This window comes from Mesorhizobium oxytropidicola (assembly GCF_056174625.1).
The window spans coordinates 4,575,275-4,600,736 of record NZ_CM149692.1; the positions used below are offsets into that span (position 1 = coordinate 4,575,275).

Here is a 25,462-nt window from a genome sequence, read left to right on the forward strand (position 1 = left end):
TCCGGATTGTCAGTTCGGTTTGCGCCACCAGGTCGGCAGCTGATAACCGAATATGGGCGTCTTCTGCGGATGTTCCAGATAATTCCAGTACGCAAGCCACTGCTGCGTGTTGTACTGCATCGGCACCATATAGTTGCCCGAGATCAGCAGCCGGTCGAGGACGCGAACGGCGGCGACATAGTCTTCCTTCGAGCGGGCGCGCAGCATCGCGTCGATCGCGGCATCGATCGCCGGGTCGGCGACACCGGCGAGATTGAACGAACCTTCGGCCCTGGCCGCCTCGGAGCTCCAGCGTCCGAGCTGTTCGAAGCCTGGCGACAGCGAATTGTTGAAGCCGCTCGAGCCGATCAGGGCCTCGAAATCGAAGCGCTGCTTGCGCGACTGGATCTGGTCGCCGTCGAGGCTACGGATGCTGACGTTGATGCCGATCTTCTCCAATGTGCGCTGATAGATGCCGGCCAGGCGCTCCTCATCTTGCGAGGCAGTCAGGATCTCGAATCCGAAAGGTTTGCCGTCGGGATCGAGCATCGTACCGTCCTGCACGTGGTAACCGATGCTTTTCAGGAGATCGAAAGCGGTCTTCAACACCTTGCGGTCCTGGCCCGAACCGTCGGTCACCGGCGGTTTCCAGGTGCCGTCCATGACGTCGGGCGGCACACGGCCGGGGTAGGGGGCGAGCAACGCCTTTTCCCTGTCGTCGGCCGGATGGCCGAGCGCGGAAAGCTCGGAGTTCTGCCAATAGCTCATCGTGCGCGTGTATTTGCCGCCGAACAGGTTCTTGTTCGCCCATTCGAAGTCGTAAAGCATGCCGAGCGCCCGCCGAACCACCGGATTGGAGAATTTCGGCAGCCGCGTGTTGAACAGGAAGCCGGTCACCACGGGCGGAATGCCGGTGTCAAAGGTTTCAGAAACCACCTCTCCCCGGTGGAAGGCCGGGAAATCCAGATCGCGCTCCCGTTTGACCGGATCGCCGTCGTCATCGATAGCGCAGAGGCCTTTCTTGAAAGCCTCGAGCTTGGCGTTGGCGTTGAGGAAATACTCGATGGTGATCTGGTCGTAATTGTCGAAGCCGCGCTTGGCCGGGACATCCTTGCCCCAATAATCGGGGTTGCGCTTGAACACGATGCGCTGGCCCGGCGCCACCTGGGCAATGGTATAAGGTCCACTGCCAATCAGCGGCTTCAGCGTCGTCTTGTCGAAAGTCTCCTTGTCAAAGGCGTGTTTCGGCAGGATCGGCGTCAGCGCGATGATCAGGGGCGTTTCACGATTGGCCTTGTCATTGAAGGTGAAGCGCACGCTGTGATCACCGGTCTTTTCGAGCTTGGCGATCAGGCTCATGCGTGCGTTGTAGGGCGGGCGGCCCTTGTCGGTGAAGACATCGTAGGTGAACAGCACATCGTCCGGCGTCACCGGCTCGCCGTCTGACCACTTTGCATTGGGGTTGAGGTGGAATTCGATCGACTTGCGCTCGGAATCCATGTCCGCGCTGTCAGCGAGCAGGCCGTAGAGACTGAAGGCCTCGTCGTAATTGCGCTGCATCAACGGCTCGAAAACGAGGTTGCCGTAGGTCAGATCCATCATGCCGCGCGCCGTCGTGCGCAGGCTTTTCAGGATGAAAGGGTTGAGGTTGTCGAAGCTGCCGACAACACAATAGGTGATGTTGCCGCCCTTCGGCGCATCGGGATTGACGTAGTCGAAATGGGCATAGTCGGGCGGCAGTGCCGGCTCGCCCTGCATGGCGATGGCATGCTTCGGTTCCGACATGGCCGGCCGCAGCGAAAGGGTAAAAAGCGATATCGCGGTGATCAGCCAAACAAGAACGCGGCCCATGACCGTCTCCTTAACAGGTCGGCTTGATGATTCGGTGCGCACCCTAGCATGAGGCGGCTGCGTGCCGGCCAATGGCGTCATCAAGAATTACAAGTGAGCGGGCTGGATTCGGCACCGCTTGCAGTGTAACACGCCGTCCGAAGTCATTCTGTTGCCTCATTTCGGCAACAGGTAGCTGGACCACACGGCGCAGAGAAGCCGGTTCCGGGATCATTTGAGAGGAAGTGCACGACATGACGAGCCTGAACAGCAACGCATACCGCCTTTCGGTCATGGCCGCGGGCGTGGTCGGCTTTCTCGGGCGCAGGACTTCCCTCTGCTTCCGCACAGCAGCAGCAACAGATTCCACAGGGCTGGTTCAAGGCCTGCACCAAGCAGGAAGACGTCGACATCTGCAACGTCCAGAACATCGTCACTGCCGGCAACGGCCAGCTCGTCACCGGTGTCAGCCTGATCGAACTCAAGGGCAAGGTGAACCGCAAGGTGTTTCAGGTGACGGTCCCGACCGGCCGCCTGGTGCCTCCCGGCATCGGCCTGCAAATCGATACCGGTAAGGCCGTAAAGCTCGACTATGTCATCTGCTTCCCGGATCGTTGCGTGGCCGAAGTGCCGCTGACCGACCAGCTCGTCGCCTCGTTCAAGAAGGGTCAGGGGATCACGCTGACCTCGATCAATTTCCAGAACCAGGCCAACCCGATCAAGATCGCGCTCCAGGGCTTCAGCGGCGCCTATGACGGCCCGCCGCTGCAGCAGTCGGACATCGAGGACCGGCAGAAGAAGCTCCAGGACTTCGTCGCCAAGAACAACCAGGACTTCGCCAAGAAGCTCAAGGACGAGCAGGACAAGGCCAAGACCGCCAACTGATCGCCGGCTCGGGCCACCCACCAGTCAAAGAAAAAGCGGGGTCATGCCCCGCTTTTTTCGTTCCAGACCATGACTGGATTTCCTGACGGTAGCCGGAAACTCAGTGCCTTGACTGACGTTTCGGCTCGTAGCGCCCGTCCGGCTTCTTGTCGAACATCTCCTTGATCTGCGGGTGGCGGACTGGCTCGCCCGACCGATCCTCAAGCAAATTCTGCTCCGACACATAGGCGATGTATTCTGTTTCCGAATTCTCGGCGAGCAGGTGGTAGAACGGCTGATCCTTGCGCGGCCGCACGTCGGCGGGGATGGCTTCGTACCATTCGTCGGTGTTGGCGAATTGCGGATCGACGTCGAAAATGATGCCTCGAAACGGAAACAGCCGGTGGCGAACCACCTGCCCGATCGCGAATTTGGCCGTTTTCATCGTACTCACCACTGAATTCCTTGACTTTATTTGGCGCAGACTCCGAGTCAATTCAATCCCGAAGCGTCTAAGCGCCTTCAAGCTACGCAAAATGCGGAGCAAAGGTTTTTGATTGGTGCCGCGATGCCGCGATAAAATCCGCAAGATCGCTACTGCTGCCGCATTGGTTTTCGCAGGCCACCCACAAGTGCCGAAAAACCGCTGCCGGGACGAAGCCCTTCGCGCATGAAGAAGGCGCGGAGCGGTGTAAAGCCGCCGAGTACGCTTAGACCGGCGCCACGCGCCATCTGCGCCGGCAGCATGTCGGAAAGCAGCGACATGTTGAGCAGATTGACCGCGCTGCTGCGGGCCAGGATGTCGGGCCGGCGCTTGAAATCGTAGGCGGCAAGGGCCTTGGCCGCACCAGGGTCGCCACGATTTTCATTCGCAATTCCAACCAGATCGTCGATATCCCTGATACCAAGGTTGAGGCCTTGCGCACCGATTGGCGGGAACACATGCGCGGCTTCGCCGACGAGCGCCACCCTGTCTCGCGCAAAACGCAGGGGCGTGACGGTCGAAAGCGGATAGATCTGGCGGCCCGGCTCCACCGTCACCCGGCCCAGCATCGACTGCATCTGCTGCTCGACCCGTAGCGAGAGCGCTGCATCATCCAGAGCGGCAAGCTCCTTGGCGGTCTCGGGCTTCACCACCCAGACGAGGCTTGAGCGATTGCCGGGCAACGGAACCTGTGTGAACGGACCCGTCTCGGTGTGGAACTCGGTCGACGTGAAGGCATGCTCGCTTCTATGGCCGAAATTGAGCACGAGCGCGGCCTGCGGGTAGGTGCGCGCGGCCGTCGAAATGCCCGCCGCCTCGCGCGCCGGCGACAGGCGCCCATCGGCGGCGACCGCCAGCGATGCGGCAACCTCGCTGCCGTCGGCGAGGGTGGCATAAGCCTTGTCGGCGTCGAGACGCCAGGTCTTGACCATCGACCTGCGCCATTCGATCCCGGAATGCGCGGCCACCTTGCCGGCAAGCGCGGGGCCAAAGACGGCGTTGGGCAGGTTCAGGCCGAATTGGTCCTCGTCGATCTCGCTGGCGCGGAAGGTGACAACGGGACTGCGGATCAGCCGGCTGGTCGCATCGACGATGCGCATGACTTTCAAGGGCGCGGCCTTGGGCTTGATGTCTTCGAGGACATCAAGCCGTTCCAGCACCTTCAGGGCAGGGTTCATCAGCGCCGTGGTGCGGCCGTCGGGGGCCGACGCCTCAGGCCCGACCAGCGTCACCGGGAAGCCGGCATCGGCGAAAGCCAGCGCCGCAATCAGCCCTGCCGGCCCGGTGCCGGCAATCAGTATCGGCGCTGTTTCCTGATGCTCCAAGGTCGGCTTCCGGCTTGCGATGCGAGGCGGGCCCACCAGACCTGCCAGTTGAGCAGCATATAGGGCAGTTCATGCAGCTTGATCAACGCGGCGATTCGGCCCATTCGGGTGTCATGACCGGCCATCAGGACGATTTCAGCCATCTCGACCGCGCCGGCCGCGCCACGGCTGACATCGCGCGCAACCCGCGCGTGACGATCAATATCGTCGTCGGCGCAAGCATTCTGCTCGCCTGGCTGTTGTTGGCCGCGATGGCGATTCGCGGTGCCGAGGCCCGCGACAGCGCGCCTGGCGACACGCTGCTGCGTGGCCTGCCGCAACTGCCGCTGCCTGATTTCCTGGAGCGGTTCTTCGCGCTCTGCCTGTCGCCGGTGCCACTGGATGCGAGCATCGGTTGGCGTGCCCTGGCGCTCATCGCGATGTGGTTCCTGATGGCAATCGCCGCGATGCTGCCGTCCGCGGCGCCGATGATCCGAACCTATTGCGAGATCGCCGATACAGCCCGGATCAAGGGCGAGCCGGTCGTCCATCCGCTGGTGCTGGTTGCCGGCTATCTCTGCGTATGGCTCGCCGCCTCGATGCTGTTTTCGGCACTGACGCTCTCCGTGCACGCATTCTCTGCGTCCGGCGAAATCTACGACCCGGTGCTCGGCATTGCCGGAGCGCTCGCATTGCTGGTTGCCGGCCTCTACCAGTTCAGCGGCCTCAAGGAGGCCTGCCTGAAGAAATGCCGCAACCCGTTCTCGATCCTGTTTTCGAACTGGAGCACCAAACCAGTAAGCGTCTTCCGGCTCGGTGTCGCGCAAGGTATCTGGTGCCTTGGCTGCTGCTGGGCGCTGATGCTGGTGATGTTCGCCGTCGGCGTGATGAATATCTTCTGGATGGCGCTGATCGGCCTGTTCACCCTGATTGAAAAACAAACGACCGGCAGTCTTCCAACCCGGCTGGCCGGTGCGATACTGCTTGTCTGGGCAGCCGCGCTGCTAGTAATCTCACTGTGAGTGGGGGAAATTCAATGACGGATCAGAGCTGGGCAATGAAGGGAGAGCTCGTACTCTCCTGCAATTGCACGGTTTTTTGCCCTTGCGTGCTGTCGCTCGGCAGTCACCCGCCGACCGAGGGCTATTGCCAGACATGGGCGGGTTTCCGTATCGACGCCGGTCATTTCGGCGAGGTCGACCTGTCCGGCCTCAACCTAGGGCTGATCATGGAAATTCCCGGTTACATGAGCCGCGGCAACTGGACGGCGGGCCTCTTCATCGACAAACGCGCCTCGGTCTACGCGGTCAAGGCACTGACGAAGATTTTTACCGGCAAGGCCGGCGGAACCACGTCGCTGCTGTCGATCCTCGTCGGAAAATTCCTGGGTGTCGAACAGGTGCAGATCACCTATGAGACGCGCGACAAGACGCGTATCTTCCAGATACCGAAGATCATCGATGGGGCGGTTACGCCAATCGCGGGCAGGGATCGCGAGAAGGATACGGTGATCACGAATTCGGAATACTGGATCGCGCCGGAGATCATCGTGGCCAAGTCCGAGAAGAGCAAGATGCGCGCCTTTGGCCGCAACTGGAATTTTGCAGGCCGCTCGGCCGAAATCTGCAAGCTGGATTGGCGGGGCCCGTGAGCAAGAACACATCGCCGAGGAATATGGCGGCCAGGAATATGGCGGCACGGAAAGCCGCCAAGAAAATCACGGACAGGATTCCGCGACCGAAGAAGAAGTCACCTGGCCGCAGGCGAGGGCGTTCTCCGTCCATCTGCTGACAGCGTCGGGCTCGTTCCTTGCCTTCCTGTCGCTGGTAGCGGCAAGTGAGGAACGCTGGACAGCGATGTTCTGGTGGCTTGGACTGGCGCTGTTCGTCGATGGTATCGACGGGCCGATCGCCAGGAAGCTCGAAGTCAAGGAAATCCTGCCGACCTGGTCGGGAGAACTCCTCGACAACATCATCGACTATGTGACCTATGTGCTGATCCCGGCCTTCGCGCTCTACCAGCGCGGCTTCATGGGTGAGGGCCTGTCGTTCCTGTCGGCGGCGATCATCGTCGTCTCCAGCGCGATCTATTATGCCGACACCGGCATGAAGACGAAGGAGAATTTCTTCAAGGGATTCCCGGTTGTCTGGAACATGGTGGTGTTCACGCTGTTCGTCATCGAGCCGGGACAATGGGTCTCGTTCGCGGTGGTGGTGGTGGCCGGCATTCTGACCTTCGTGCCGATCAATTTCATTCATCCGGTGCGGGTGGTGCGGCTGCGGCGCATCAATCTCACAATGACGCTTTTGTGGTGCGCCTTCGGCGCGCTTGCGCTTGCGCAGGCGGCTTTGGCAGCGTTCTATGATCAGATCGGCGTGCTGGGCGAACAGGTCAGCACCTTCATCAAGATCGGCATCACCATCAGCGGGCTTTACCTCGCCTGCATCGGCGGCATCATGCAGTTCTTTCCAAATCTCGGTGCCAAAAAGGCCTGATCGGACGCTCTCTAGGGAAATCCAACCATGTCCAAAGCAATCCGCATCCATGCCCATGGTGGCCCGGACGTTCTGACCTATGAAGACACAGATCCCGGCCAGCCTGGTTCCGGGCAGATCCTGGTCAGGCATACGGCCATCGGCCTCAACTTCATCGATGTCTATCATCGCTCCGGGCTCTATCCGCCGCCCGGCGGTTTTCCGCTCATTCCCGGCAGCGAAGCCGCCGGCGTGGTTCAGGGAGTCGGTGAAGGCGTCGACTGGCTGAAGCCGGGCGACCGCATCGCCTATTCGACAAATGTCGGCGCCTATGCAGAGCAACGCGTCATCGCCGCCAGCCTCGTGGTCAAGATTCCCGAGGGCATCAGCGACGAGCAGGCGGCCGCGATGATGCTGAAAGGCATGACCGCCGAATATCTGCTGCGCCGGACCTTCAAGGTGAAGGCGGGCGACACGATCCTGTTTCATGCCGCAGCCGGCGGCGTCGGCCTCATTCTGGGTCAATGGGCGAAACATCTCGGCGCGACCGTCCTCGGCACGGCGAGCTCTACCGACAAGATCGAGCTCGCCAAGGCGCACGGCTTCGACCATGTCATCAACTACAAGGAACAGGATTTCGTCGCAGGCGTCGCGGCCATCACTGGCGGCAAGAAATGCGACGTCGTCTACGATTCGGTGGGCAACGACACGTTCCCGGCCTCGCTCGACTGCCTGAGACCGCTCGGCATGTTCGTCAGCTTTGGCCAGTCCTCGGGGCCGATCCCGCCATTCTCGATGTCGCTGCTGGCGCAGAAGGGCTCGCTGTTTGCCACCAGGCCGACGCTGTTCGTCTACAACGCAAAACGCGAGGACCTCGATGCCTCCGCGGCGGCGCTGTTCGAGGTGGTGCTCAGCGGTGCCGTCAAGATCAAGATCAACCAGCGCTATGCGCTCAAGGATGCGGGCAAGGCGCATGCCGACCTTGAGGGTCGCAGGACAACAGGGACGACCATTCTCATCCCTTAGAGACTGTCTGGAAACTCTGCTCTGGCGGCCATCTGATGGCGTTTTCTGCGCTTCCGGTGCTCACGGACCCAATGTCCGCTGCGCTCCGGTTCTCGAAACCACCACCATATGACTCGCCAGAGCGAATTTCGAAACAGTCCCGCCAGGCTTGCTATCCCTTGAATTTCCGCTGAAATTCTTGAAGCTCTTTCAAGACGCGTGCCGCTTTCCGTCGAGAGCCGGCGGCGCCTACCATGCTTGCGGAACACAGAACATATCTGGCGAACCAGATGGGAGGCACTGTGAGTGCAAATCATGATGGGGCGAACCTGCTCGAGGTTCGTGGCCTGACCAAGATATTCGGCACGCTGACGGCGTGCGATCATATCGACCTCAACATCGCCAAGGGTGAAATCCACGCGTTGCTCGGCGAGAACGGCGCCGGCAAGTCGACGCTGGTCAAGATGCTGTTCGGCTCGCTGGAGCCCAATTCCGGCGAGATTTTCTGGAACGGCCAGGCGGTACGGATCACCAGCCCGGGTGCGGCGAAGAAGCTCGGCATCGGCATGGTGTTCCAGCATTTTTCGCTGTTCGAGGCGCTGACCGCGGCCGAGAACATCGCGCTGTCCTTGGATGACGGCTCGCCGATCAGCAGCATCGCCGCGAAGGCGAGGGCGCTCTCCTACAGTTATGGCCTGCCGCTCGATCCCGACTCTCTGGTCGGCGACCTGTCGGTCGGCGAACGCCAGCGCATCGAGATCATCCGCTGCCTGCTGCAGACGCCGCAACTCATCATCCTGGACGAGCCGACCTCGGTGCTGACGCCTCAGGAAGCCGACAAGCTGTTCGAGACGCTGGAGCGGCTGCGCGCGGAAGGCAAATCGATCCTCTACATTTCGCACCGGTTGGAAGAGGTCAAACGCATCTGCGACCGCGCCACCGTGTTGCGGCATGGTAAGGTGGTCGGCCACTGCAATCCGCGCGAGGAGACGGCCGCATCACTCGCCCGCATGATGGTCGGCAACGAGGTGCAGGCCGTGGTGCGTGCACCGGTCGAGGGGATCGAAACCGCGCAGCCGCTGCTCGAAATCCGCAATCTCAGCCGCAAGCCGGCGACGCCGTTCTCCATTCCGCTCAAGACCATCAGCCTCAATGTCCGCGCCGGCGAGGTGATCGGCATTGCCGGTGTCGCCGGCAACGGCCAGGGCGAATTCTTCGAATCCGTCTCCGGCGAGGTGTTGCAGCAGGATGCGACCTCGGTGCGCATCCGCGGCAAGGATGCGGGCGGGCTGACCATCACCGGACGGCGCCTGCTGGGTGCCGCCTTCGTGCCGGAAGAGCGCCTCGGCCATGGTGCGGCGCCACGCATGAAACTCTCGGAAAACCTGCTTCTGTCGCGCCATGCCACCGACGGCAAGGCTTTTGTCGGCACCGGTGGAATGGTCAAGAGCGGCGCTGTTTACGCCGCCTCGCAACGCATCATCGAGGCGATGGACGTACGCAAGAGCGCACCGGATCCGGAAGCGGCAGCGCTCTCGGGCGGAAACCTGCAGAAATTCATCGTCGGCCGCGAACTCGATCGCCGCCCAAGCGTCATGGTGGTCAACCAGCCGACCTGGGGCGTCGATGCCGGTGCCGCCGCCCACATCCGCCAGGCCCTGATCGAACTGTCGCGCAGCGGATCGGCGGTGCTGGTGATCAGCCAGGACCTCGACGAGCTGTTCGAAATATCGGATGCGATCGCGGTCATGCACAATGGCGAATTGTCCAAGCCGATGCCGATCGCCGAGGCGACCTTCGAGAAGGTTGGCCTGCTGATGGGCGGCGCCGAGCCCGGCCACGCCGAACATACGCTGGAGACGGCATGATGCGCCTCGAACTCGTCAAACGCCCGCAGCGCTCCGCGCTGTTTTCGGCCCTGTCGCCATTCATTGCCTTCGCGCTGACGATCATTGCCGGCGCGGTTCTGTTTGCGCTGCTCGGCGTCAACCCGTTGACCGCGTTCCGGATCTACTTCATCGAGCCGGTCAGCCAGGTCTGGCAGCTGCATGAGCTGGCGATCAAGGCGGCACCGCTCATCCTGATCGCGGTCGGCCTGTCGGTCTGCTACAAGGCCAACATCTGGAACATCGGCGCCGAGGGCCAGTTCATTTTCGGCGCCATCTTCGGCTCCGCCATTCCGGTGCTGTTTCCGCAGTTCGAAGGGCCGCTGGTGCTGCCGCTGATGCTGCTGCTCGGCATGGTCGGCGGTGCCGCCTATGCGGCGATCCCGGCCTTTCTCAAGACCCGCTTCAACACCAATGAGATCCTGACCAGCCTGATGCTGGTCTATGTCGCCCAACTCTTCCTCGACTGGCTGGTGCGCGGCCCATGGCGCGATCCGCAGGGCCATGGTTTCCCGCAGACGATCCAGTTCGGCGACTCCGCCGTGCTGCCGGAACTGATGCCGGATGCCGGACGCGCCAATTGGGGTTTTGTCTTTGCGCTGGTTGCCGCGGTGCTGATCTGGATCCTGATGGGGCGCATGCTCAAGGGCTTCGAGGTCCGCGTGCTGGGTTCCAGTCCGCGGGCAGGGCGCTTCGCCGGCTTCGGCCTCAGCCGCATGGTGTTCTTCGCATTCCTGCTGTCGGGCGCGCTGGCCGGCCTTGCCGGCATCTCTGAAGTCTCCGGCGCCATCGGGCAATTGCAGCCTGTTATTTCTCCCGGCTACGGCTTCACCGCCATCATCGTGGCGTTCCTTGGCCGCCTCAATCCGCTCGGCATCATCGCCGCAGGCCTTGTGTTGGCGCTGACCTATCTCGGCGGTGAGGCGGTGCAAAGCGCGCTCGGCATTTCCGACAAGGTGGCAAGGGTGTTCCAGGGCATGCTTTTGTTCTTCGTGCTCGGCTGCGACACGCTCATCCATTACCGCATCCGCCTGGTCGGCATGGCGCTGACGAAACAAGAAGGCGCGGCGAAGCTCGAAGCCACGCCGAAGTTGAAGGAAGCCCGCTGATGGACATCACCGTCAACATCCTCTTGACCATCGCCACGGCCGCAACGCCGCTGTTGATCGCGGCGATCGGCGAACTCGTGGTCGAGCGCTCCGGCGTGCTCAATCTCGGCGTCGAAGGCATGATGATCATGGGTGCGGTCGGCGGCTTTGGGGCCGGCTACCTGACAGGCTCGCCATGGGTCGGCCTTCTGGCGGCGATCGCCATGGGCGCGCTGTTCTCGCTGCTGTTTGCCGTGATGACGCTGTCGCTGGCCACCAACCAGGTGGCGACCGGCCTGTCGCTGACGCTGCTCGGCCTCGGCCTCTCCGGCATGATCGGCACGAGCTTCGTTGGCCAGCCCGGCGTCAGGCTGCCCAATCTCGATATTCCCGGCCTCAGCTCGATCCCGATCGTGGGCAAGCTGCTGTTCGGCCAGGATCCAGTCTTCTACATCTCGATCGCGCTGACCGCCGCCGTCATGTGGTTCCTGTTCAAGACGCGCACTGGCCTCACGCTGCGCTCGATCGGCGACAGCCACACGTCGGCGCATGCGCTCGGCATCAAGGTCATCCGCTACCGCTATATCTCGGTCATCTTTGGCGGCGCCTGCGCCGGTCTCGCCGGCGGTCATCTGTCGCTGGTCTACACGCCGCAGTGGGTCGAGAACATGAGCGCGGGCCGCGGCTGGATCGCCCTGGCGCTGGTGGTGTTCGCGTCGTGGCGGCCGTGGCGGGTGCTGGCCGGCGCCTACATCTTCGGCGCGGTGTGGATCGGCCAGCTTCATGCACAGGCTTTTGGCATTCCGGTGCCCTCGCAGATGCTTTCTTCTCTGCCCTATCTGGCAACCGTCGTGGTTCTCGTTCTAATCTCGCGCAATAAGCGTCTGACGATGATGAACACGCCGGCATCCCTGGGGCAGCCATTCGTTCCGGATCGTTGACAACAACAAAAAGACGGGAAGCTCCAAGGCTTAACACAGAGAGGTAACACGATGAAAAAACTGCTTATTGCCCTGATGACGACGACAGCGGCACTGTCGCTAGCCGCGTCCGCAGAGGCTGCCGACAAGCTTAAGGCCTGCTGGGTCTATACCGGCCCGATCGGCGATTTTGGTTACTCCTACCAGCACGACCAGGGCCGGCTCGAGGTCGAGAAGGCGCTCGGCGACAAGGTCGAGACCGCTTATCTAGAGAACGTCTCCGAAGGCCCCGACGCCGACCGCGCTTTCGAGCGCCTGGCGCGCGAAGGCTGCAAGCTCATCTTCGGCACCTCGTTCGGCTTCATGGATGCCGAGGTGAAGGTCGCCAAGAAGTTTCCCAAGGTGATGTTCGAGCACGCCACGGGCTACAAGACCGGCGACAATCTCGGCATCTACAATGCCCGCTTCTATGAAGGCCGCTACGTGCTCGGCCAGATCGCCGCCAAGGAATCGAAGTCCGGTGTCGCCGGCTACATCGTCTCCTTCCCGATCCCGGAAGTGGTGATGGGCATCAACTCGTTCATGCTCGGCGCGCAGTCGATCAACCCGAACTTCAAGGCCAAGATCGTCTGGGTGAATTCGTGGTTCGATCCGGGCAAGGAAGCCGACGCCGCTAAGGCGCTGTTCGACCAGGGCGCCGACATCATCGTCCAGCACACCGATTCGACCGCCGCCCTGCAGGTGGCCGAGGAGCGCAAGCTGCACGGCTTTGGCCAGTCGTCCGACATGATCAAGTTCGCGCCGAACGCGCAGCTGACCTCACTGACCGACGAATGGGGTCCGTACTATATCAGCCGGGTGCAAGCAGCCATCGACGGCACCTGGAAGCCGGACAATGTCTGGCTCGGCATCAAGGACGGCGCGGTCAAGCTCGCGCCCTATACCAACATGCCCGACGACGTGAAGGCGATGGCCGAAGCGACCGCGAAGAAGATCGCCGGCGGCTGGAACCCCTTCACCGGACCGATCGCCAAGCAGGACGGCTCGGCATGGCTTAAGGACGGCGAAGTCGCCGATGACGGCACGCTGCTCGGCATGAACTTCTACGTCAAGGGCGTCGACGACAAGCTGCCGCAGTAAGCGGCGCACCACATCTCGAATAGGAAAGGGCGCCTCGCGGCGCCCTTTTCATTTGTCTGGAGAAAAGCTGACTGAAGGCTCAGACAGCCGAACCGTAGAGGTCATAGGCGTCGGCACGGTCGATCTTGACGGTGACGATGTCGCCTTGGCGCAGCGGACGGCGCGACTGGATGTGGACCGAGCCGTCGATCTCCGGCGCGTCGTATTTGGTGCGGCCCTTCGCCGATGTGCCATGCGCTTCATCGATCAGCACCGGCAGGCGCTTGCCGACCTTCTTGGCCAGCTGCGTCGCCGAAATCTTCTGCTGGCGCTGCATGAAGCGGTGCCAGCGTGCTTCCTTGACCTCCTGCGGAACCTGCTCGAGGCCGAGGTCGTTGGAACGGGCGCCCTTGACCGGTTCGTATTTGAAGCAGCCGGCGCGATCGATCTTGGCCTCGTCCAGCCAGTCGAGCAGTATCTCGAAATCCTCATCCGTCTCGCCGGGGAAGCCGACGATGAAGGTCGAGCGGATGGCGAGATCGGGGCACACATCACGCCAGCCGCGGATGCGCTCCAGTGTCTTTCGCCATGCGCCGGCCGGCGCATGTTTTTCAGCACTTGCGGGGAGGCGTGCTGGAACGGGATGTCGAGATAGGGAAGGATCTTGCCGTCGGCCATCAGCGGGATGACGTCGGCAACATGCGGGTAGGGGTAGACATAATGCATGCGCACCCAGATGCCGAGCTTGCCCAGTTCCTCGGACAGATCGAGGAACTTCGCGCGCACTTCACGGTCACCGAACATGGACGTCTGGTATTTGATGTCTATGCCGTAGGCGCTGGTGTCCTGCGAGATGACGAGCAGTTCCTTGACGCCGGCCTTGGCCAGTTTTTCGGCTTCGCGCAGCACATCGGCTGCCGGGCGCGAAACGAGATCGCCACGCAGCGCGGGAATGATGCAGAAGGTGCAGCGGTTGTTGCAGCCTTCCGAAATCTTGAGATAGGCATAGTGGCGCGGCGTCAGCTTGACGCCTTGCGGCGGCAGCAGGTCGATATAGGGATCGTGCGAAGGCGGCGCTGCCTCATGCACGGCCGCCATCACGCTCTCATAGGCCTGCGGCCCGGTGATCGCCAGCACATTGGGGTGCTTCTCGCGGATCACATCCGGCTCGGCGCCGAGGCAGCCGGTGACGATGACCCTGCCGTTTTCCGAAAGCGCGGAACCGATTGCGTTGAGCGACTCGTCGCGGGCAGAATCCAGGAAACCGCAGGTGTTGACGACGACGAGATCGGCGCCGTCATGCTTGCGGGCGATCTCATAGCCTTCGGCGCGCAGGCGCGTGATGATGCGCTCGGAATCCACGAGCGCCTTCGGACATCCAAGGCTGACGAAACTGACGCGAGGGGCGGACATGGGCAAGTTTCCAATGGGGGTACGGGCCGAAACGCTGGTCCGGCCTCAAATCGCTGTAAATGTCGGTCTGTGGCGCGTGGCAGGAGCCAATACGCGCGGCGCAATAGCATGGGTTGCGCAATCAGGCAAACCGGCCGACAGGCTGGTCCGCGCCATTGGGGTGGCTCAGTGGCCTCCCGATCCGAACCAGGGCGCCAGGAAAGCGAAGTGGTCGGGGAATTGCTGCACGGCCCCGTCAAGCAGCATCTTGACCGCGACATAGAGAATGATCGCCAGGCCGATATAGGCAATCCAGCGGTATTTGTGCAGCAGGCGCGCGACGAACGACGCGGCAAAGCCCATCAGGGCGATCGACAGGGCCAATCCGATGATCAGCACTGTCGGATGGTTCATGGCCGCGCCGGCTACGGCAAGGACATTGTCGAGCGACATCGACACGTCGGCGATGACGATCTGCCAGGCGGCCTGCGAGAAGGTCTTGCCCGATCCCTTGCCGCCAATGGCGCCGTCCTTGTCGAAATCGCCATTCGACAACGCTTCGGTGGCGTCGCGCTCCTGCTCATGGGTGACACGCAATTCGCGCCACATCTTCCAGCACACCCACAGCAAAAGCAGGCCGCCGGCGATCAGCAGCATCGGGCCAATGGTCAGCAGCCATTGCGTGATCAGGGCGAAGAAAATGCGCAGCACGGTGGCCGCCGCGATGCCGACGAGAATGGCGCGCTTGCGCTGGGCGGCCGGCAGGCCGGCCGCGGCAAGGCCGATGACGATGGCATTGTCGCCCGCGAGCGCGAGGTCGATGGCGATGACCTGAAAAAGAGCCGATATGCCCGCGGCGGTAAATATTTCCATCGACCTGGAAGCCCTTCGCCGAGTGTTCGTTGTCGATTGTCCAGACGGGCCTAAAGGCATGGTCCGCTGGCGTCAAGACGCTGCGACAGACAACACTGGAAAACCACTTTCGTGGCAGGGGTTTTACAGGGGATTTTCAGCCGCCGCCGGAACGTGAGCCGAAGCGGACGAGCGCCTGCGAAAAACTAATCGTAGAGATTGTACTTCGCCCAGTCGGCTTCCGGAATTTCGTCGCCGATCCGGTAGCGCAGCTGCAGGACCTCCATATGGTCCGGCCCGGTCTGGCATTTGAACTTCAGCCGATACCACTGTCCCTTGCTGCGGAACGCCGCACCCGGGCTCCTGATCGCATCGGCGCTCATCTCGGGCGTCGCGAAGGCGTAGGCGACGACACGGTCGGCCTTGAACTTGCGGTCATCGTGAGTGATCCGGTCCAGAACCTCGGCATCGCACCGCTGCTCGAGGCGTGTTTGCGGATCGAGTTTCATCAGCCCGGCACGCAATGCGTTGTCCATTGCGCTGGCCGGGAAAGCCAGCGTCAGAGACGCAATGGCCATCATGCAGAGTGTCTTCATGGGCGGGACTAGCAGCATGTTTTGTCTGAAAAATCAACCAAGAGGGGCGCTTCATGCTCGGCAAGCCCCTGTATTCAGGGGGTCGACGCAATCAAAATCTCGTGTCGAGCCTCATCGCGCGCGGCTTGCGGCCAACGGACCAGCGAGGCGCGGCCGGCATCGGTGAGATCGTAAAGGCCGCGGTCGACGCGCGCGAACCAGCCATAGACATTGTGCTGCAGGATTTTCGGCGCGATCGGCGTCAAGGCCTTCAGGTCGCGCGGCCGTTTGGGTCCGTCGACAAGCGCGGCGGCGCAAATGAGGGCGCTCTGGCGGTAGGCGGTCATGATCGGATTGCGCGATCCTCCGCCGGCAACAGGATCGCCGCGGCGGCGCTGGTGCTCGTCGACAAGGCGGGAGCGCTTCCGCGCGTTCCTGCGCGGTTCCGGCGCGGCAGGACTGACAAGCACTTCGACCTTGTCACTGGCTGTCACGCCAAGCACGCCGAAGCCAAGCCGGCGGCAGAGATTGCGGAACCGGGCGTCGCTTTCGCGCCCCTTGCCCCGCGCCGACATGCGTGCCGCCAGCCAGACTTCGTCGCAAGCGGCCGCACGGTCGACGCCTTGCAGCACCAGTTCCAGATTGAACTGCAGCTTCAACTCGCAGATGACGACGACCGGCGGCTCGCCCTCGCGCAGCGCGACGATGTCGCAGCCGCCAATTTCCCCCTTCACGACGAAGTCGAGACTTTCGAGGAACCGCTTCACCGGCGCATAGAGTGAGGTCTCGTTCATGCCTCAAGGCTTAGCCGATTCGGCGCGAAAAGCCCTCCGGCTTGAGGAAGCGCGGCGCAGCGGATCCTTAAGAATGAATTTTTCCGAGGAAGGCCAGCAGCACGCTGTTGAACTGCCCAGGTCGCTGCAGCGGCGCGAAATGGCTGACGCCGGGCAGGGTGATCAATTCCGATCCCGGGACGCTGCGGGCGAGATAGTTCGCGTGTTCGTCTTTGATGAACTCGTCATGCTCGCTTTGAACGATTGCCACGGGCACGCGCGTCAGTGCCAGCTCGGCGGCGGAATAATTGGGTTCGGTCTTCATCATCAGGCTGACGGCTTTGACGAATGCGTCGAACTGGTCCGGCGTCGCCGACAGTTCGGCATAGTCCTTGGCGTGCCGGCCGAAACACCGCTCGATAACCGGACTGGGCTCGAAGTCCTTCGTACCGCTCGGATCCATGTTGCAGCCGAAGAAGAAGACGCCCGTGACGCGGTCGGCGGCTTTCATGCCAAGGATCAGGGCAACGCAGGCGCCATCGCTCCAACCCACCACGGCCGCCTTTTTCAAGTTCAGCGTGTCCATCACGGCCAGGACGTCGGAAGCCATCAGTTCGTATTTGTAAGGCCGTTCGTCGTGGGTGCTGCGCCCGTGGCCGCGGCTGTCGATCAGCACGACCCGGTAGCCACCCTCCACCAGTGCGGGAACCTGAAATCCCCAATTGCCGCTATGGCCGAGGCCGCCATGCAACAAGATCACGGGAAAGCCGGCGCCAAACGTGGCGTACCAGATTTTTGCGCCCTCATGTTCCACATGGCCTTCGTCCCCCGCGGTCGGCAGGGGCGTGGCGCTATGTGCTTCGAATTTCCTGAGATCGTCGTCGCGATGGTCCATGCTGAGAAAGTCCTGAGGCGAAGCGCAGGACCTAGAATTATTGCTGATATCTGCCGAAACCAACCCGCGACGAAAAGTCTGCTGCCATCAGGCGACACCATCAATTTGGAGCGGCAAAAGGCCGTGCACCGTCGATGTCAGGCTTCGGTGCTCGGCACTGGACGATTCGATCGTTTCCCACGAGGCAGGAGCGGATAGCTGACCTGCCCGACGTAGCTGGATGGGATCGGATCATCGACGCCGTATTTTTCCGGCACCTTGTTGCCAGTGGCATTGTAGGTGCCGAACACCATGTCGAGGACAGGCAATTGCCCGGCGAAGTTCTTGTCATAGGCCTCGCGCTGGTTGGCATGGTGCCAGCGATGGAATTGCGGGCTGGCGATCAGCCACTTCAAGGGGCCGAACGGAATCCGCAGGTTCGAATGAACAAGCAGCGTGTGTCCAAAATAGATGGATGAAAAGACGGCGATCGAGGTTTCCGAGAATCCAAGGAAAAAGATCGGCGTCAGCGATATTGCCTTAGTGAGGATGGCGTCGACCGGGTGGGAGTGGAAAGCGCCGAGCCAATCCAAATCCTCGATGCCGTGGTGAACGGAATGGAATTTCCAAAGCGCGGGGATTTCGTGGAAGGCCCGGTGTGTCCAGTAGACGCCGATATCGGTGATCAAGATGATTTCCGCGACCTGCAGCCAGACGGGCTGGCCACCGACGGCGTGCGTCATGGATTGCGGGACCAGGATTGCGGCGGCGTCGAGTGTGTTGGCCGCGATCAGAACGATGACTGCTTTTATGATGAGGCCGTTGAATAGCACATAGATCAGATCGACACCCAGGCCCTTGCGGAGGGTCTTCTGGGGGCGTTCGTGGAACAGATGTTCGAACGGAATGAAGATCAATGCGGAGATCAACAGTGCCTTGATGCCAAATATGTCCATTCACCCGCCTCTATGGCCTTGCCTGTGGCCAGCACCCGCTCGCGCGTCAGCTTCCGGACAGAACCACAGTTCTCCTTTCCAAAGGCTTGATGCCGGTCTCCCGGTCTTGCTGAGGGCAGGGCCCGCGATCGAAGCGCTCGCCGGTCTGTCATAACGGTGTCGCAACCAGGCGGTATCTCAGCATTGCGCGGTTGATGATCGCAGCGTGTGCCGCGCGTCCTCCCAAGACCAACCCCTCCGGTTCCCTGCCGGTGGGGTTTTCTATTTCATATAGCATCTTGGCAGTCGCGAACTGTCCTTGCTATCGTGGCCTACGGTCAGCACAGGACACCCCGTCATGGACGCAAGTGAATTGAGCGCGATCGGCGACACCCTCATGAGGATCGTCACGCCAGACATGTCACCCAAGCAGCTTGTCAAGGCAGCCCAGAAAGCCCACCCCAAGGCCTCGAAGAAGGACATCGCCAGAGCGGCCTTCTTTTCGATCATCGCCAATGCGGATCAGGACATCGGCAAGGCCAAGAACCTACAGGCATTCGCCATCGCGGAGCGTACCCAGCCGTCCGAGTGAGCAATCGCCTGGTGTTGCGCGGGCGACCTCATTGGGTGGCCGAGGAAGCCGGTCCTATCCGATTGATTTGCCGTATAGGCAGCCCATCGATTCCAGCTGTGCCGGCGGTTCGCCGACCAAGTCCGGGCGACGCCGCCTCACTCCTACAAGATTGCAGTTCGCCACCACGATGACGGAGCCTGGGATCGGGGCGCCCGCGCATTTGGCCAGGCAGCCATAAGCGGGGAACCGAGGCTCGTAATCGGAGCACCTTGCGATTTCAAGGCCTAGAGGTGGCGCGATCTTGCGGCGCGTTAGAAGGCATCTTAAGGGTGCCGTCTGCTACAAAAGTCATCGATTAGTCCATTCGTTGTGCAAAGACAGGCATTTCAACTTGTGTGTCTGCGATTGTGGCGTTACCCCTGAAATAACGGGCGGGCGCGGTAGTGAGTATAACCGATGGACATCACGCTTGCGCCAGAAGTATTAAAGGGTGCCGACATAAGCCGTATTCCCGTCTATGAGCCTTTTTTGGCCGGGAATGTACCTCACTATGTGAACGAATGCCTCTCCACGGGTTGGATTTCGTCCCGCGGCGGATTCATATCGAGGTTCGAGACCGCATTTGCGGAGTTTGTCGGCGCGGATGACGCAGTAAGTGTCGCCAACGGCACTGTAGCCATCCACCTGGCGCTAGTGGCACTGGGGATAGGGCCCGGCGACGAGATCGTTGTGCCAAGTTTCACGTATATCGCGTCAGTGAACACCATCCTGCAAACCGGCGCGACGCCAGTCTTTGTCGATTCACTCGAATCGACGCTTCAGATCGATCCTTCTGCGATTCGAAAAGCTATTACACAGCGAACCAAAGCGGTCATGGCTGTTCATCTCTACGGCCACCCGTGCGAGATGGACTCGATCGTCGCCCTTTGCCAAGAGTTCGGAATTCTTCTGATAGAAGACTGCGCGGAAGCCTTCGGGTCCCGGTGGAGTGGGCAGCACGTCGGAACCTTCGGGGACGCAGCGACATTCAGTTTTTTCGGCAACAAAACGATCACTACGGGGGAGGGCGGCATGGTGCTAGCGCGTGATCCAGAAATTCTGGAGCGATGCCGTAGGCTTAAGAACCAGGGAGTTTCGACCAGTCGCGAATATTGGCACGATATGTTGGCATATAACTATCGCATGACAAATATTGAGGCGGCCATCGGTGTGGCGCAGATGGAGATCGCTTCGAGCATTCTGGAGATGAAGCGCCGACTGGCGGAAGCCTATCGTTCTGACTTGTCAGGCCTGCCTCTACGCACGCATGATCCTATCGGGGACGTTGTCCATTCTCATTGGATGTGTTCAGTAATTGTCGATGATCCGAAAGACAGGGACCCGCTTCGGGTACATCTGTCAGAACGAGGAATAGAAACCCGTCCATTTTTCCGCCAGGCCCATCGAATGCCTCATTGTTCCGCCCAAGGGGACTTCCCGGTTGGTGAGAGCCTTAGTGCTCGCGGGATCAATCTCCCAAGCTACCCTGGCTTGACCTCCGGGCAGGTCGGTAGGATTTGCGCCGACGTGCGTTCCTTTTTTGGGTAATCTGAGGAGTTTCGTAACGACGCGGCCCGGCCTCGGGCTATTGGAACCAGCTGTGGACTACCTAGAGGTGCACCCGGAATCGTGACCCTGGCGAAACATGAACGAAGGACTCTGCGGCGAACTCCTCAGCGGAAGCTGGTGTTCGGCGACGGACGGCCAATGTCGGAGCCGCTAGTCACGCAGGCGATCCTGTGCTGTGAAGATAACTAATCCATGATGCAGGGCATTTTGCAACGTCTGTACAAACCAGCGCGGATAGACATCCGCGATCCCAAGGACCCGTTAGCGTTCGTTCATATCCCGAAGACGGCAGGGACTGCATTCGTGGAATACCTAATGACGAATATCGGCGATCCCTCGAAGATCGCTCCACCCTTTATGGGGGATATGGCGGCTACGCAGGATTCTAGCAGCCCATTCAGACTCTACTGGGGGCACTACGACTATTTTCTGCTCAAAGGGACCGGGAGAAAATTCACTTACCTGACCTTCCTTCGGCACCCATTGGCCCGAGCAGTTTCACAATGGAAATCGTGGTCAACTCCTAGCAATCTGACCGACGAGTGGCTGAAAGCGATGCAACCCTACCAAATAGAAGCTGTACGCTTTTCGCAAACGGCAACCCTTGAAGAGTTCATTATGTCGGAGAACCTCTATATCGAGGGGCATATCAGGGACGTGCAAACTCGGTATTTGGCAGATCAACCCGACAGACCGGGCATGCTCAATAGTGCGAAGCGCAATCTCGAAGATGCTTTTAGCTATTTTGGCATAGTTGAACGTTTTGAAGAATCGATCCAATTGTTCAGATCGAGCTTTGCGAGCACATTGCCCTACACGGTTTCTACCGGAAGCGAAAATAGGTCGAACAAGGCAACTTCCGAATTGTCGCCCAGCGCGATGGCACGTCTGCGCAGCCTGAATTCGAATGATTTTGAACTGTACGAGTTTGGCTGCAGGCTGTTCGACAAGCGAATTCGAGGAGCCTCCCGACGGTGACGATTGCTGGAACGATGCGGACTCATCCGATGGCGGGAAAAATGCCCCGCGTCATGTGGCTGTTGAATCACGGAGCGGCCCGTCGATTTGAAATACCAATGCTCAAGGCCTGTGGCTTCAATGAGATATTTCTCCCGAAGAACTATCCTGCTGATCCGAGCTTTCGAAGCGCTTCCGTTGATTTTTCTGAAGACCAACACCTGACAATTCCGTCCCGGGATTTGGCCATCCTCAATGAGGCCGACTGGTATGGTGATCCAGGGAGAGAAGTGTGGTCCATCGCTAATCGCCACTTTTCCCTTATTTTCTTTATCGTTCAGTCACGAGAGACTCTTGAAGGCGTATCTCGCCACTTTAAGGGAACAGCTGTCTGGCGTGCCTACGGCCTCGATCGCACACTGACCTACTCGAAAGTCCGCAAACATTTCACTGGGGGGCTAAGAAATCTCGAAAATATGGGAGATCGTTTTTGGTTCGGCGAGGCTTACAAAGACCTAAGTGAAGTTGAGGAAGAATTTATTCGCAAGCGGGCCGTTTACCTTCCTTTGGGACTTCCATCTCTGAAGATCGACGATCAATGGAATGGAGGCGACAAGCGCGTATTCTTTGTGTGTCCGGACCTTGGCTTCAATCCGTACTACAGAAAAATCTATGAAGATTTCAAACGTGACTTCTCCGGCTTGCCCTATGTAATTGGTGGGAGCCAGCCGATTGCGGTGAAAGATCCAAACGTGCTCGGGTTTGTCTCGAACGAGGTGCATGAACGCAACATGCGGGACCTGCGAGCGATGTTCTACCATTCGCGCGAGCCGCGTCATGTCCACTTTCACCCCTTCGAAGCTGTGCGCGCGGGGATGCCGCTCATTTTCATGGCTGACGGAATGCTCGACAAGCTCGGCGGCGAGGATCTTCCAGGTCGAGCTCGATCAGTAGCCGAGGCCAGGGCAAAATTGCTGAAGCTGTTGCAAGGAGACACGCGCTTGGCCGACGAGATCAGGCAAAGTCAAACCAAACTGCTTGACGCAATGAAAACCGATCGTCTGGAGCAAGTCTGGCGTGACAACCTTTCACAGCTCGTCGGCCAGTTGCAGGTGGGCAAAACGCGTCCGAATAATGCTTCCCCACGCAAACGGCGCATAGCGGTCATCATCCCTGTGGGCTACCGCGGCGGGACTTTACGTGCCGCAAAACTGTTGGCGATGGCGATTTCCTTAGGAGGCGTACAAGCCGGGGAACCGGCGGAGGTGGTGCTAGTTCACCTCGACGATCCATCCGTCTACTCTTCGCACGACTGGGCGGATTTGCCCACCTCAATTGACATCCGTTCATTTAGGTGGCGCGCCATTGAAGCGGCCGAAGCGCTACGAACAATGCGATATGCGGGGCACTCTGAGTGGGAGCCGGAGTTTGCAAAATACCTCGTAATGGAGGACGGAATCCAGGAACTTGGAGATTGCGATTTGTGGGTGGTCGTCTCGGATCGGCTTTCCCTGCCGCTTTTGCCTCTGCGTCCTAAGATATTGATGATATTCGATTATTTGCAGCGCCATTATCGAATAACAGATTTGGAAGAGCAAATCCTCGTTACCAACCGCGGCGCGGACCACATTCTAGTGACCACAGAGTTTGCTCGTCAGGACGCTCTTCAGTACGCTGGGGTCGAAGCGAGCCGAATAACCAAAGTGCCGATGTTGGCGCCAGAACGGGGAAATGCTGCTCGTATCCAGGGTATCGAGAAGAGCCATTTTTTGTGGACCACCAACTTGGGAGAGCACAAAAACCATATGCGTGCTCTCGCCGCCTTGCAGCTCTACTATGAGATTTATGGGGGGCGGCTTGAATGCCACGTGACGGGGGTCGGCACCGATAGAATCCTCAAGAGTCAATTGCCGCATCTCCAGGGCCTTGCTCGCACCATCGCCGGCAGCCGAGTTCTAAAGCAGATGGTCAAATTTGTTGGCGAACTCTCGGAGGCCTCTTACCGACAAAAACTTTCTACCGCAGCGTTTCTTGGCATCCGGCTGAATTAGACAATGGAACATTCAGTGTCATTGAGGCTGCCCACTATGGTGTACCTTCACTTTCGAGCGATTACCCTGCCATGCGCGAGATTGAAGAGCAGTTCAAGCTCGGTTTGAATTTTATGGATCAGGGAGACCCCGACCATATGGCTGCTCAACTGCACGCGATGGAGATCAATTTGGTCGAAAGGGAGCGAGCAGTTGTCGCCGCCGAACAACTCGCCAGCCAATCCATCGACTGCCTCGCTCCCGAGTACTGGAAAGTTGTGCGTGAGTTCATATGAAGAAATACGGAATTTTCATTGCCTACCCCCCGAATATGGATCTTCGGACCGAAGGCCTCGGCCGTTATTTGGCGGCGTTTCTAAAGGCAGCAACGGCGAAAGGCGATTGCCATTTTTCGGTGTTGTGCCCTAGCTGGTCGCGACCCGCTCTAATCGACTTGTGCATGGACGCCGGCATCCAGGATCATTCGTACAGCCTTTTGGGCCCTCTCGGACCCGGCACTTTACCGATTGCATAAATTCCTGCGGCGACCGAGACCGCCTGAGAAAGCAGAGACGATCCGGGTGGTTCGTTAGTCGCATGTACCCTGCGGCGATCGCGCATGCCGAATGGCTCAAGGAACGCATTGCAAGCGCTCGGAGTTTTCCCGCGCTTTTCGGTTGGCTTGCTTATAGCGCGTTGCTGGCGTTGCCCGCAGCGGTGGGACTTCTCGCACTCCGCCTTATTCGCAAAACCGCGCGTATTACATTTCGAGGGATCAAGCAGGCTCCCAGGCGGATCTGGCGGGTTTTGAAAAGGCTCCCAATTGCGCTGCCCTCTAATATTCCTTTCCGGTTGTACGAGGGTATGCTGGCCCGGGAAACGGCTTTGATGATCGAGGCTGGAAATGCCGAAGGGGATATAGCTGCTTGGTACACGCCAGCAGCCTTTTGGCCAAATGTGAACAAACTGAAAGTACCTGTTCTTACGTGCGTACCTGACGTTGTTATGACCGAGTTTCCGGCGGGGTTTTCTGAAATAGGGGGCGAGCCCATGTTTCATTCGTACCAAACGGTCGCCAGCACCATTCGTGCGAGCAAAAATTTCGTCACCTATAGCGAGCACATCAAGCGCGATACTCTCGTTCAGAGGTTTGGGATCGATCCGATGGCCGTCCGAATTGTCCATCATGCGCCAAACGATTTGAGCGGACCAATAAAGATCACGGGTTTCCCCGACAATGAGGCAACCAGCCGAACGTATGCAAAGTCCTTATTGCTCGGAGCAATTCGAAAGGCGAGTAACGTTAGTTATGGCAGCACCTTTGGAAATCCTGAGGTTAAGTTCCTGTTTTACGCGAGCCAATTCCGTCCTTCAAAGAATGTGATGACATTGCTGCGTGCGTACGAATGGCTGTTGCGCAAACGACGTATTGGCCACAAGCTACTCCTTACTGGCCGTGGAGACTACGGAAGCGTCAAGGCATTCCTGGACGAGCGAAAATTGGGTGCAGACGTGCTCTGCCTTCATGCTCTTACCGAACCTGAACTCGCCGCTTGCTACAGCTTGGCGGACCTGGCGGTGAACCCCAGTCTTTCCGAGGGCGGAATGCCTTTTACGTTCACAGAGGCGCTATCGGTCGGAACGCCGGTGATTATGGGTGATATCGAAGTAACCCGTGAGATATTGACAGATCCGGCGCTGTGCGAATCGTCGCTGTTTGACCCTTATGACTGGCGAGCCCTCGCCGATAAAATCGAATGGGCGCTGAAACATACGGACGACCTCTATACACAGCAGCGTAGGTACTACGACGATGTTCTGTCCAAGCGGTCTTGGCACGACGTGGTTGATGAGCACATTGCTATTCTTGACGAAATCTCGATGCGCGCTCGGCCACCGGTGCCCGCGTGAGGGACCCCGCTGACAGCAGCATTTGCAT

22 protein-coding genes and 2 pseudogenes are annotated in these 25,462 nt (G+C 59.9%); 15 read left to right on the forward strand and 9 right to left on the reverse strand.

Features of this window, described 5'->3' with window-relative positions:
* Positions 1-9: 9 nt before the first annotated feature.
* Positions 10-1,830, reverse strand: coding sequence for an extracellular solute-binding protein (locus AC0V8S_RS22840; RefSeq protein ID WP_475433506.1), 1,821 nt, complete (start codon positions 1,828-1,830; stop codon positions 10-12).
* Between the two features lie 233 nt (positions 1,831-2,063).
* Here AC0V8S_RS22840 and AC0V8S_RS22845 point away from each other — a divergent pair.
* Positions 2,064-2,694, forward strand: a pseudogene (locus AC0V8S_RS22845) (invasion associated locus B family protein).
* 100 nt (positions 2,695-2,794) lie between these two features.
* Here the strand turns inward: AC0V8S_RS22845 and hspQ are convergent.
* Both hspQ and AC0V8S_RS22855 read right to left on the reverse strand, forming a co-directional pair.
* Entirely contained in the window at positions 2,795-3,118 is a 324-nt protein-coding gene (hspQ, locus tag AC0V8S_RS22850; RefSeq protein WP_056577259.1) for a heat shock protein HspQ, read from the reverse strand.
* 149 nt (positions 3,119-3,267) lie between these two features.
* Positions 3,268-4,482, reverse strand: coding sequence for a UbiH/UbiF family hydroxylase (locus AC0V8S_RS22855; RefSeq protein WP_475433508.1), 1,215 nt, complete (start codon positions 4,480-4,482; stop codon positions 3,268-3,270).
* Between the two features lie 71 nt (positions 4,483-4,553).
* On the opposite strand from AC0V8S_RS22855, the gene AC0V8S_RS22860 reads away from it, so the two are divergent.
* The 8 genes from AC0V8S_RS22860 (at position 4,554) to AC0V8S_RS22895 (ending at position 12,974) form a co-directional block, all read left to right on the forward strand.
* Positions 4,554-5,483: a DUF2182 domain-containing protein gene (locus AC0V8S_RS22860; RefSeq protein WP_475433510.1), complete on the forward strand. Its 930-nt coding sequence runs from the start codon at positions 4,554-4,556 to the stop codon at positions 5,481-5,483.
* 14 nt (positions 5,484-5,497) lie between these two features.
* Entirely contained in the window at positions 5,498-6,112 is a 615-nt protein-coding gene (locus tag AC0V8S_RS22865) for a DUF1326 domain-containing protein (RefSeq protein WP_475433512.1), read from the forward strand.
* A gap of 133 nt (positions 6,113-6,245) precedes the next feature.
* Entirely contained in the window at positions 6,246-6,956 is a 711-nt protein-coding gene (pcsA, locus tag AC0V8S_RS22870; protein ID WP_475438679.1) for a phosphatidylcholine synthase, read from the forward strand.
* A 27-nt stretch (positions 6,957-6,983) separates the two neighbouring features.
* Positions 6,984-7,961 (forward strand): quinone oxidoreductase family protein, encoded by a 978-nt coding sequence (locus AC0V8S_RS22875; RefSeq protein ID WP_475433513.1) that lies wholly within the window; start codon positions 6,984-6,986, stop codon positions 7,959-7,961.
* Between the two features lie 269 nt (positions 7,962-8,230).
* Positions 8,231-9,808 carry an ABC transporter ATP-binding protein gene (locus tag AC0V8S_RS22880; protein ID WP_475433515.1) on the forward strand — a complete coding sequence of 526 codons (1,578 nt, stop codon included), beginning with the start codon at positions 8,231-8,233 and terminating at the stop codon, positions 9,806-9,808.
* A complete protein-coding gene (locus tag AC0V8S_RS22885; protein WP_475433517.1) occupies positions 9,805-10,935 on the forward strand; it encodes an ABC transporter permease in 1,131 nt (376 codons plus the stop codon). The genes AC0V8S_RS22880 and AC0V8S_RS22885 overlap by 4 nt, the downstream gene beginning before the upstream one ends.
* Positions 10,935-11,855 carry an ABC transporter permease gene (locus AC0V8S_RS22890; RefSeq protein ID WP_475433519.1) on the forward strand — a complete coding sequence of 307 codons (921 nt, stop codon included), beginning with the start codon at positions 10,935-10,937 and terminating at the stop codon, positions 11,853-11,855. The genes AC0V8S_RS22885 and AC0V8S_RS22890 overlap by 1 nt, the downstream gene beginning before the upstream one ends.
* A 51-nt stretch (positions 11,856-11,906) precedes the next feature.
* Positions 11,907-12,974: a BMP family ABC transporter substrate-binding protein gene (locus AC0V8S_RS22895; RefSeq protein WP_475433521.1), complete on the forward strand. Its 1,068-nt coding sequence runs from the start codon at positions 11,907-11,909 to the stop codon at positions 12,972-12,974.
* A gap of 79 nt (positions 12,975-13,053) precedes the next feature.
* Here AC0V8S_RS22895 and rimO read toward each other — a convergent pair.
* The 6 genes and pseudogenes from rimO to AC0V8S_RS22925 form a co-directional block, all read right to left on the reverse strand.
* Positions 13,054-14,366: pseudogene (rimO, locus tag AC0V8S_RS22900) on the reverse strand (30S ribosomal protein S12 methylthiotransferase RimO).
* 165 nt (positions 14,367-14,531) lie between these two features.
* Positions 14,532-15,218 (reverse strand): TerC family protein, encoded by a 687-nt coding sequence (locus tag AC0V8S_RS22905; protein WP_183459171.1) that lies wholly within the window; start codon positions 15,216-15,218, stop codon positions 14,532-14,534.
* 185 nt (positions 15,219-15,403) lie between these two features.
* Positions 15,404-15,811, reverse strand: coding sequence for a DUF930 domain-containing protein (locus tag AC0V8S_RS22910; protein WP_475433523.1), 408 nt, complete (start codon positions 15,809-15,811; stop codon positions 15,404-15,406).
* 56 nt (positions 15,812-15,867) lie between these two features.
* Positions 15,868-16,566: a DUF2161 domain-containing phosphodiesterase gene (locus AC0V8S_RS22915; protein WP_475433524.1), complete on the reverse strand. Its 699-nt coding sequence runs from the start codon at positions 16,564-16,566 to the stop codon at positions 15,868-15,870.
* A gap of 67 nt (positions 16,567-16,633) precedes the next feature.
* The gene (locus tag AC0V8S_RS22920; protein ID WP_475438680.1) at positions 16,634-17,440 is read right to left on the reverse strand and encodes an alpha/beta fold hydrolase; all 807 of its coding nucleotides are present in this window, start codon (positions 17,438-17,440) and stop codon (positions 16,634-16,636) included.
* 137 nt (positions 17,441-17,577) lie between these two features.
* Positions 17,578-18,375 (reverse strand): sterol desaturase family protein, encoded by a 798-nt coding sequence (locus AC0V8S_RS22925; protein WP_475433526.1) that lies wholly within the window; start codon positions 18,373-18,375, stop codon positions 17,578-17,580.
* Between the two features lie 337 nt (positions 18,376-18,712).
* Between AC0V8S_RS22925 and AC0V8S_RS22930 the strand changes: the two genes are divergently transcribed.
* The 6 genes from AC0V8S_RS22930 (at position 18,713) to AC0V8S_RS22955 (ending at position 25,434) form a co-directional block, all read left to right on the forward strand.
* Positions 18,713-18,946: a hypothetical protein gene (locus AC0V8S_RS22930; RefSeq protein ID WP_095200239.1), complete on the forward strand. Its 234-nt coding sequence runs from the start codon at positions 18,713-18,715 to the stop codon at positions 18,944-18,946.
* Between the two features lie 438 nt (positions 18,947-19,384).
* Positions 19,385-20,515: a DegT/DnrJ/EryC1/StrS family aminotransferase gene (locus AC0V8S_RS22935; protein ID WP_475433528.1), complete on the forward strand. Its 1,131-nt coding sequence runs from the start codon at positions 19,385-19,387 to the stop codon at positions 20,513-20,515.
* A 213-nt stretch (positions 20,516-20,728) separates the two neighbouring features.
* Complete coding sequence (locus tag AC0V8S_RS22940) at positions 20,729-21,514, forward strand: sulfotransferase family 2 domain-containing protein (RefSeq protein ID WP_183459158.1); 786 nt, start codon at positions 20,729-20,731, stop codon at positions 21,512-21,514.
* A complete protein-coding gene (locus tag AC0V8S_RS22945; RefSeq protein WP_475433530.1) occupies positions 21,511-23,544 on the forward strand; it encodes a glycosyltransferase family protein in 2,034 nt (677 codons plus the stop codon). The genes AC0V8S_RS22940 and AC0V8S_RS22945 overlap by 4 nt, the downstream gene beginning before the upstream one ends.
* 71 nt (positions 23,545-23,615) lie before the next feature.
* Positions 23,616-23,819 (forward strand): hypothetical protein, encoded by a 204-nt coding sequence (locus tag AC0V8S_RS22950; protein WP_475433532.1) that lies wholly within the window; start codon positions 23,616-23,618, stop codon positions 23,817-23,819.
* A gap of 301 nt (positions 23,820-24,120) precedes the next feature.
* The gene (locus tag AC0V8S_RS22955; protein ID WP_183459156.1) at positions 24,121-25,434 is read left to right on the forward strand and encodes a glycosyltransferase; all 1,314 of its coding nucleotides are present in this window, start codon (positions 24,121-24,123) and stop codon (positions 25,432-25,434) included.
* Positions 25,435-25,462: the final 28 nt, after the last annotated feature.

Coding starts and splice junctions, on each gene's coding strand:
- AC0V8S_RS22925 (WP_475433526.1), bottom strand. CDS start 18,375: ATGGACATATTTGGCATCAAGGCACTGTTGATCTCCGCATTGATCTTC.
- AC0V8S_RS22915 (WP_475433524.1), bottom strand. CDS start 16,566: ATGAACGAGACCTCACTCTATGCGCCGGTGAAGCGGTTCCTCGAAAGT.
- AC0V8S_RS22935 (WP_475433528.1), top strand. CDS start 19,385: ATGGACATCACGCTTGCGCCAGAAGTATTAAAGGGTGCCGACATAAGC.
- AC0V8S_RS22950 (WP_475433532.1), top strand. CDS start 23,616: ATGCGCGAGATTGAAGAGCAGTTCAAGCTCGGTTTGAATTTTATGGAT.
- AC0V8S_RS22865 (WP_475433512.1), top strand. CDS start 5,498: ATGACGGATCAGAGCTGGGCAATGAAGGGAGAGCTCGTACTCTCCTGC.
- AC0V8S_RS22930 (WP_095200239.1), top strand. CDS start 18,713: ATGGACGCAAGTGAATTGAGCGCGATCGGCGACACCCTCATGAGGATC.
- AC0V8S_RS22880 (WP_475433515.1), top strand. CDS start 8,231: ATGGGAGGCACTGTGAGTGCAAATCATGATGGGGCGAACCTGCTCGAG.
- AC0V8S_RS22905 (WP_183459171.1), bottom strand. CDS start 15,218: ATGGAAATATTTACCGCCGCGGGCATATCGGCTCTTTTTCAGGTCATC.
- AC0V8S_RS22890 (WP_475433519.1), top strand. CDS start 10,935: ATGGACATCACCGTCAACATCCTCTTGACCATCGCCACGGCCGCAACG.
- hspQ (WP_056577259.1), bottom strand. CDS start 3,118: ATGAAAACGGCCAAATTCGCGATCGGGCAGGTGGTTCGCCACCGGCTG.
- AC0V8S_RS22910 (WP_475433523.1), bottom strand. CDS start 15,811: ATGCTGCTAGTCCCGCCCATGAAGACACTCTGCATGATGGCCATTGCG.
- AC0V8S_RS22895 (WP_475433521.1), top strand. CDS start 11,907: ATGAAAAAACTGCTTATTGCCCTGATGACGACGACAGCGGCACTGTCG.
- AC0V8S_RS22875 (WP_475433513.1), top strand. CDS start 6,984: ATGTCCAAAGCAATCCGCATCCATGCCCATGGTGGCCCGGACGTTCTG.
- AC0V8S_RS22885 (WP_475433517.1), top strand. CDS start 9,805: ATGATGCGCCTCGAACTCGTCAAACGCCCGCAGCGCTCCGCGCTGTTT.
- AC0V8S_RS22955 (WP_183459156.1), top strand. CDS start 24,121: ATGTACCCTGCGGCGATCGCGCATGCCGAATGGCTCAAGGAACGCATT.
- AC0V8S_RS22860 (WP_475433510.1), top strand. CDS start 4,554: ATGCAGCTTGATCAACGCGGCGATTCGGCCCATTCGGGTGTCATGACC.
- AC0V8S_RS22840 (WP_475433506.1), bottom strand. CDS start 1,830: ATGGGCCGCGTTCTTGTTTGGCTGATCACCGCGATATCGCTTTTTACC.
- AC0V8S_RS22940 (WP_183459158.1), top strand. CDS start 20,729: ATGATGCAGGGCATTTTGCAACGTCTGTACAAACCAGCGCGGATAGAC.
- AC0V8S_RS22920 (WP_475438680.1), bottom strand. CDS start 17,440: ATGGACCATCGCGACGACGATCTCAGGAAATTCGAAGCACATAGCGCC.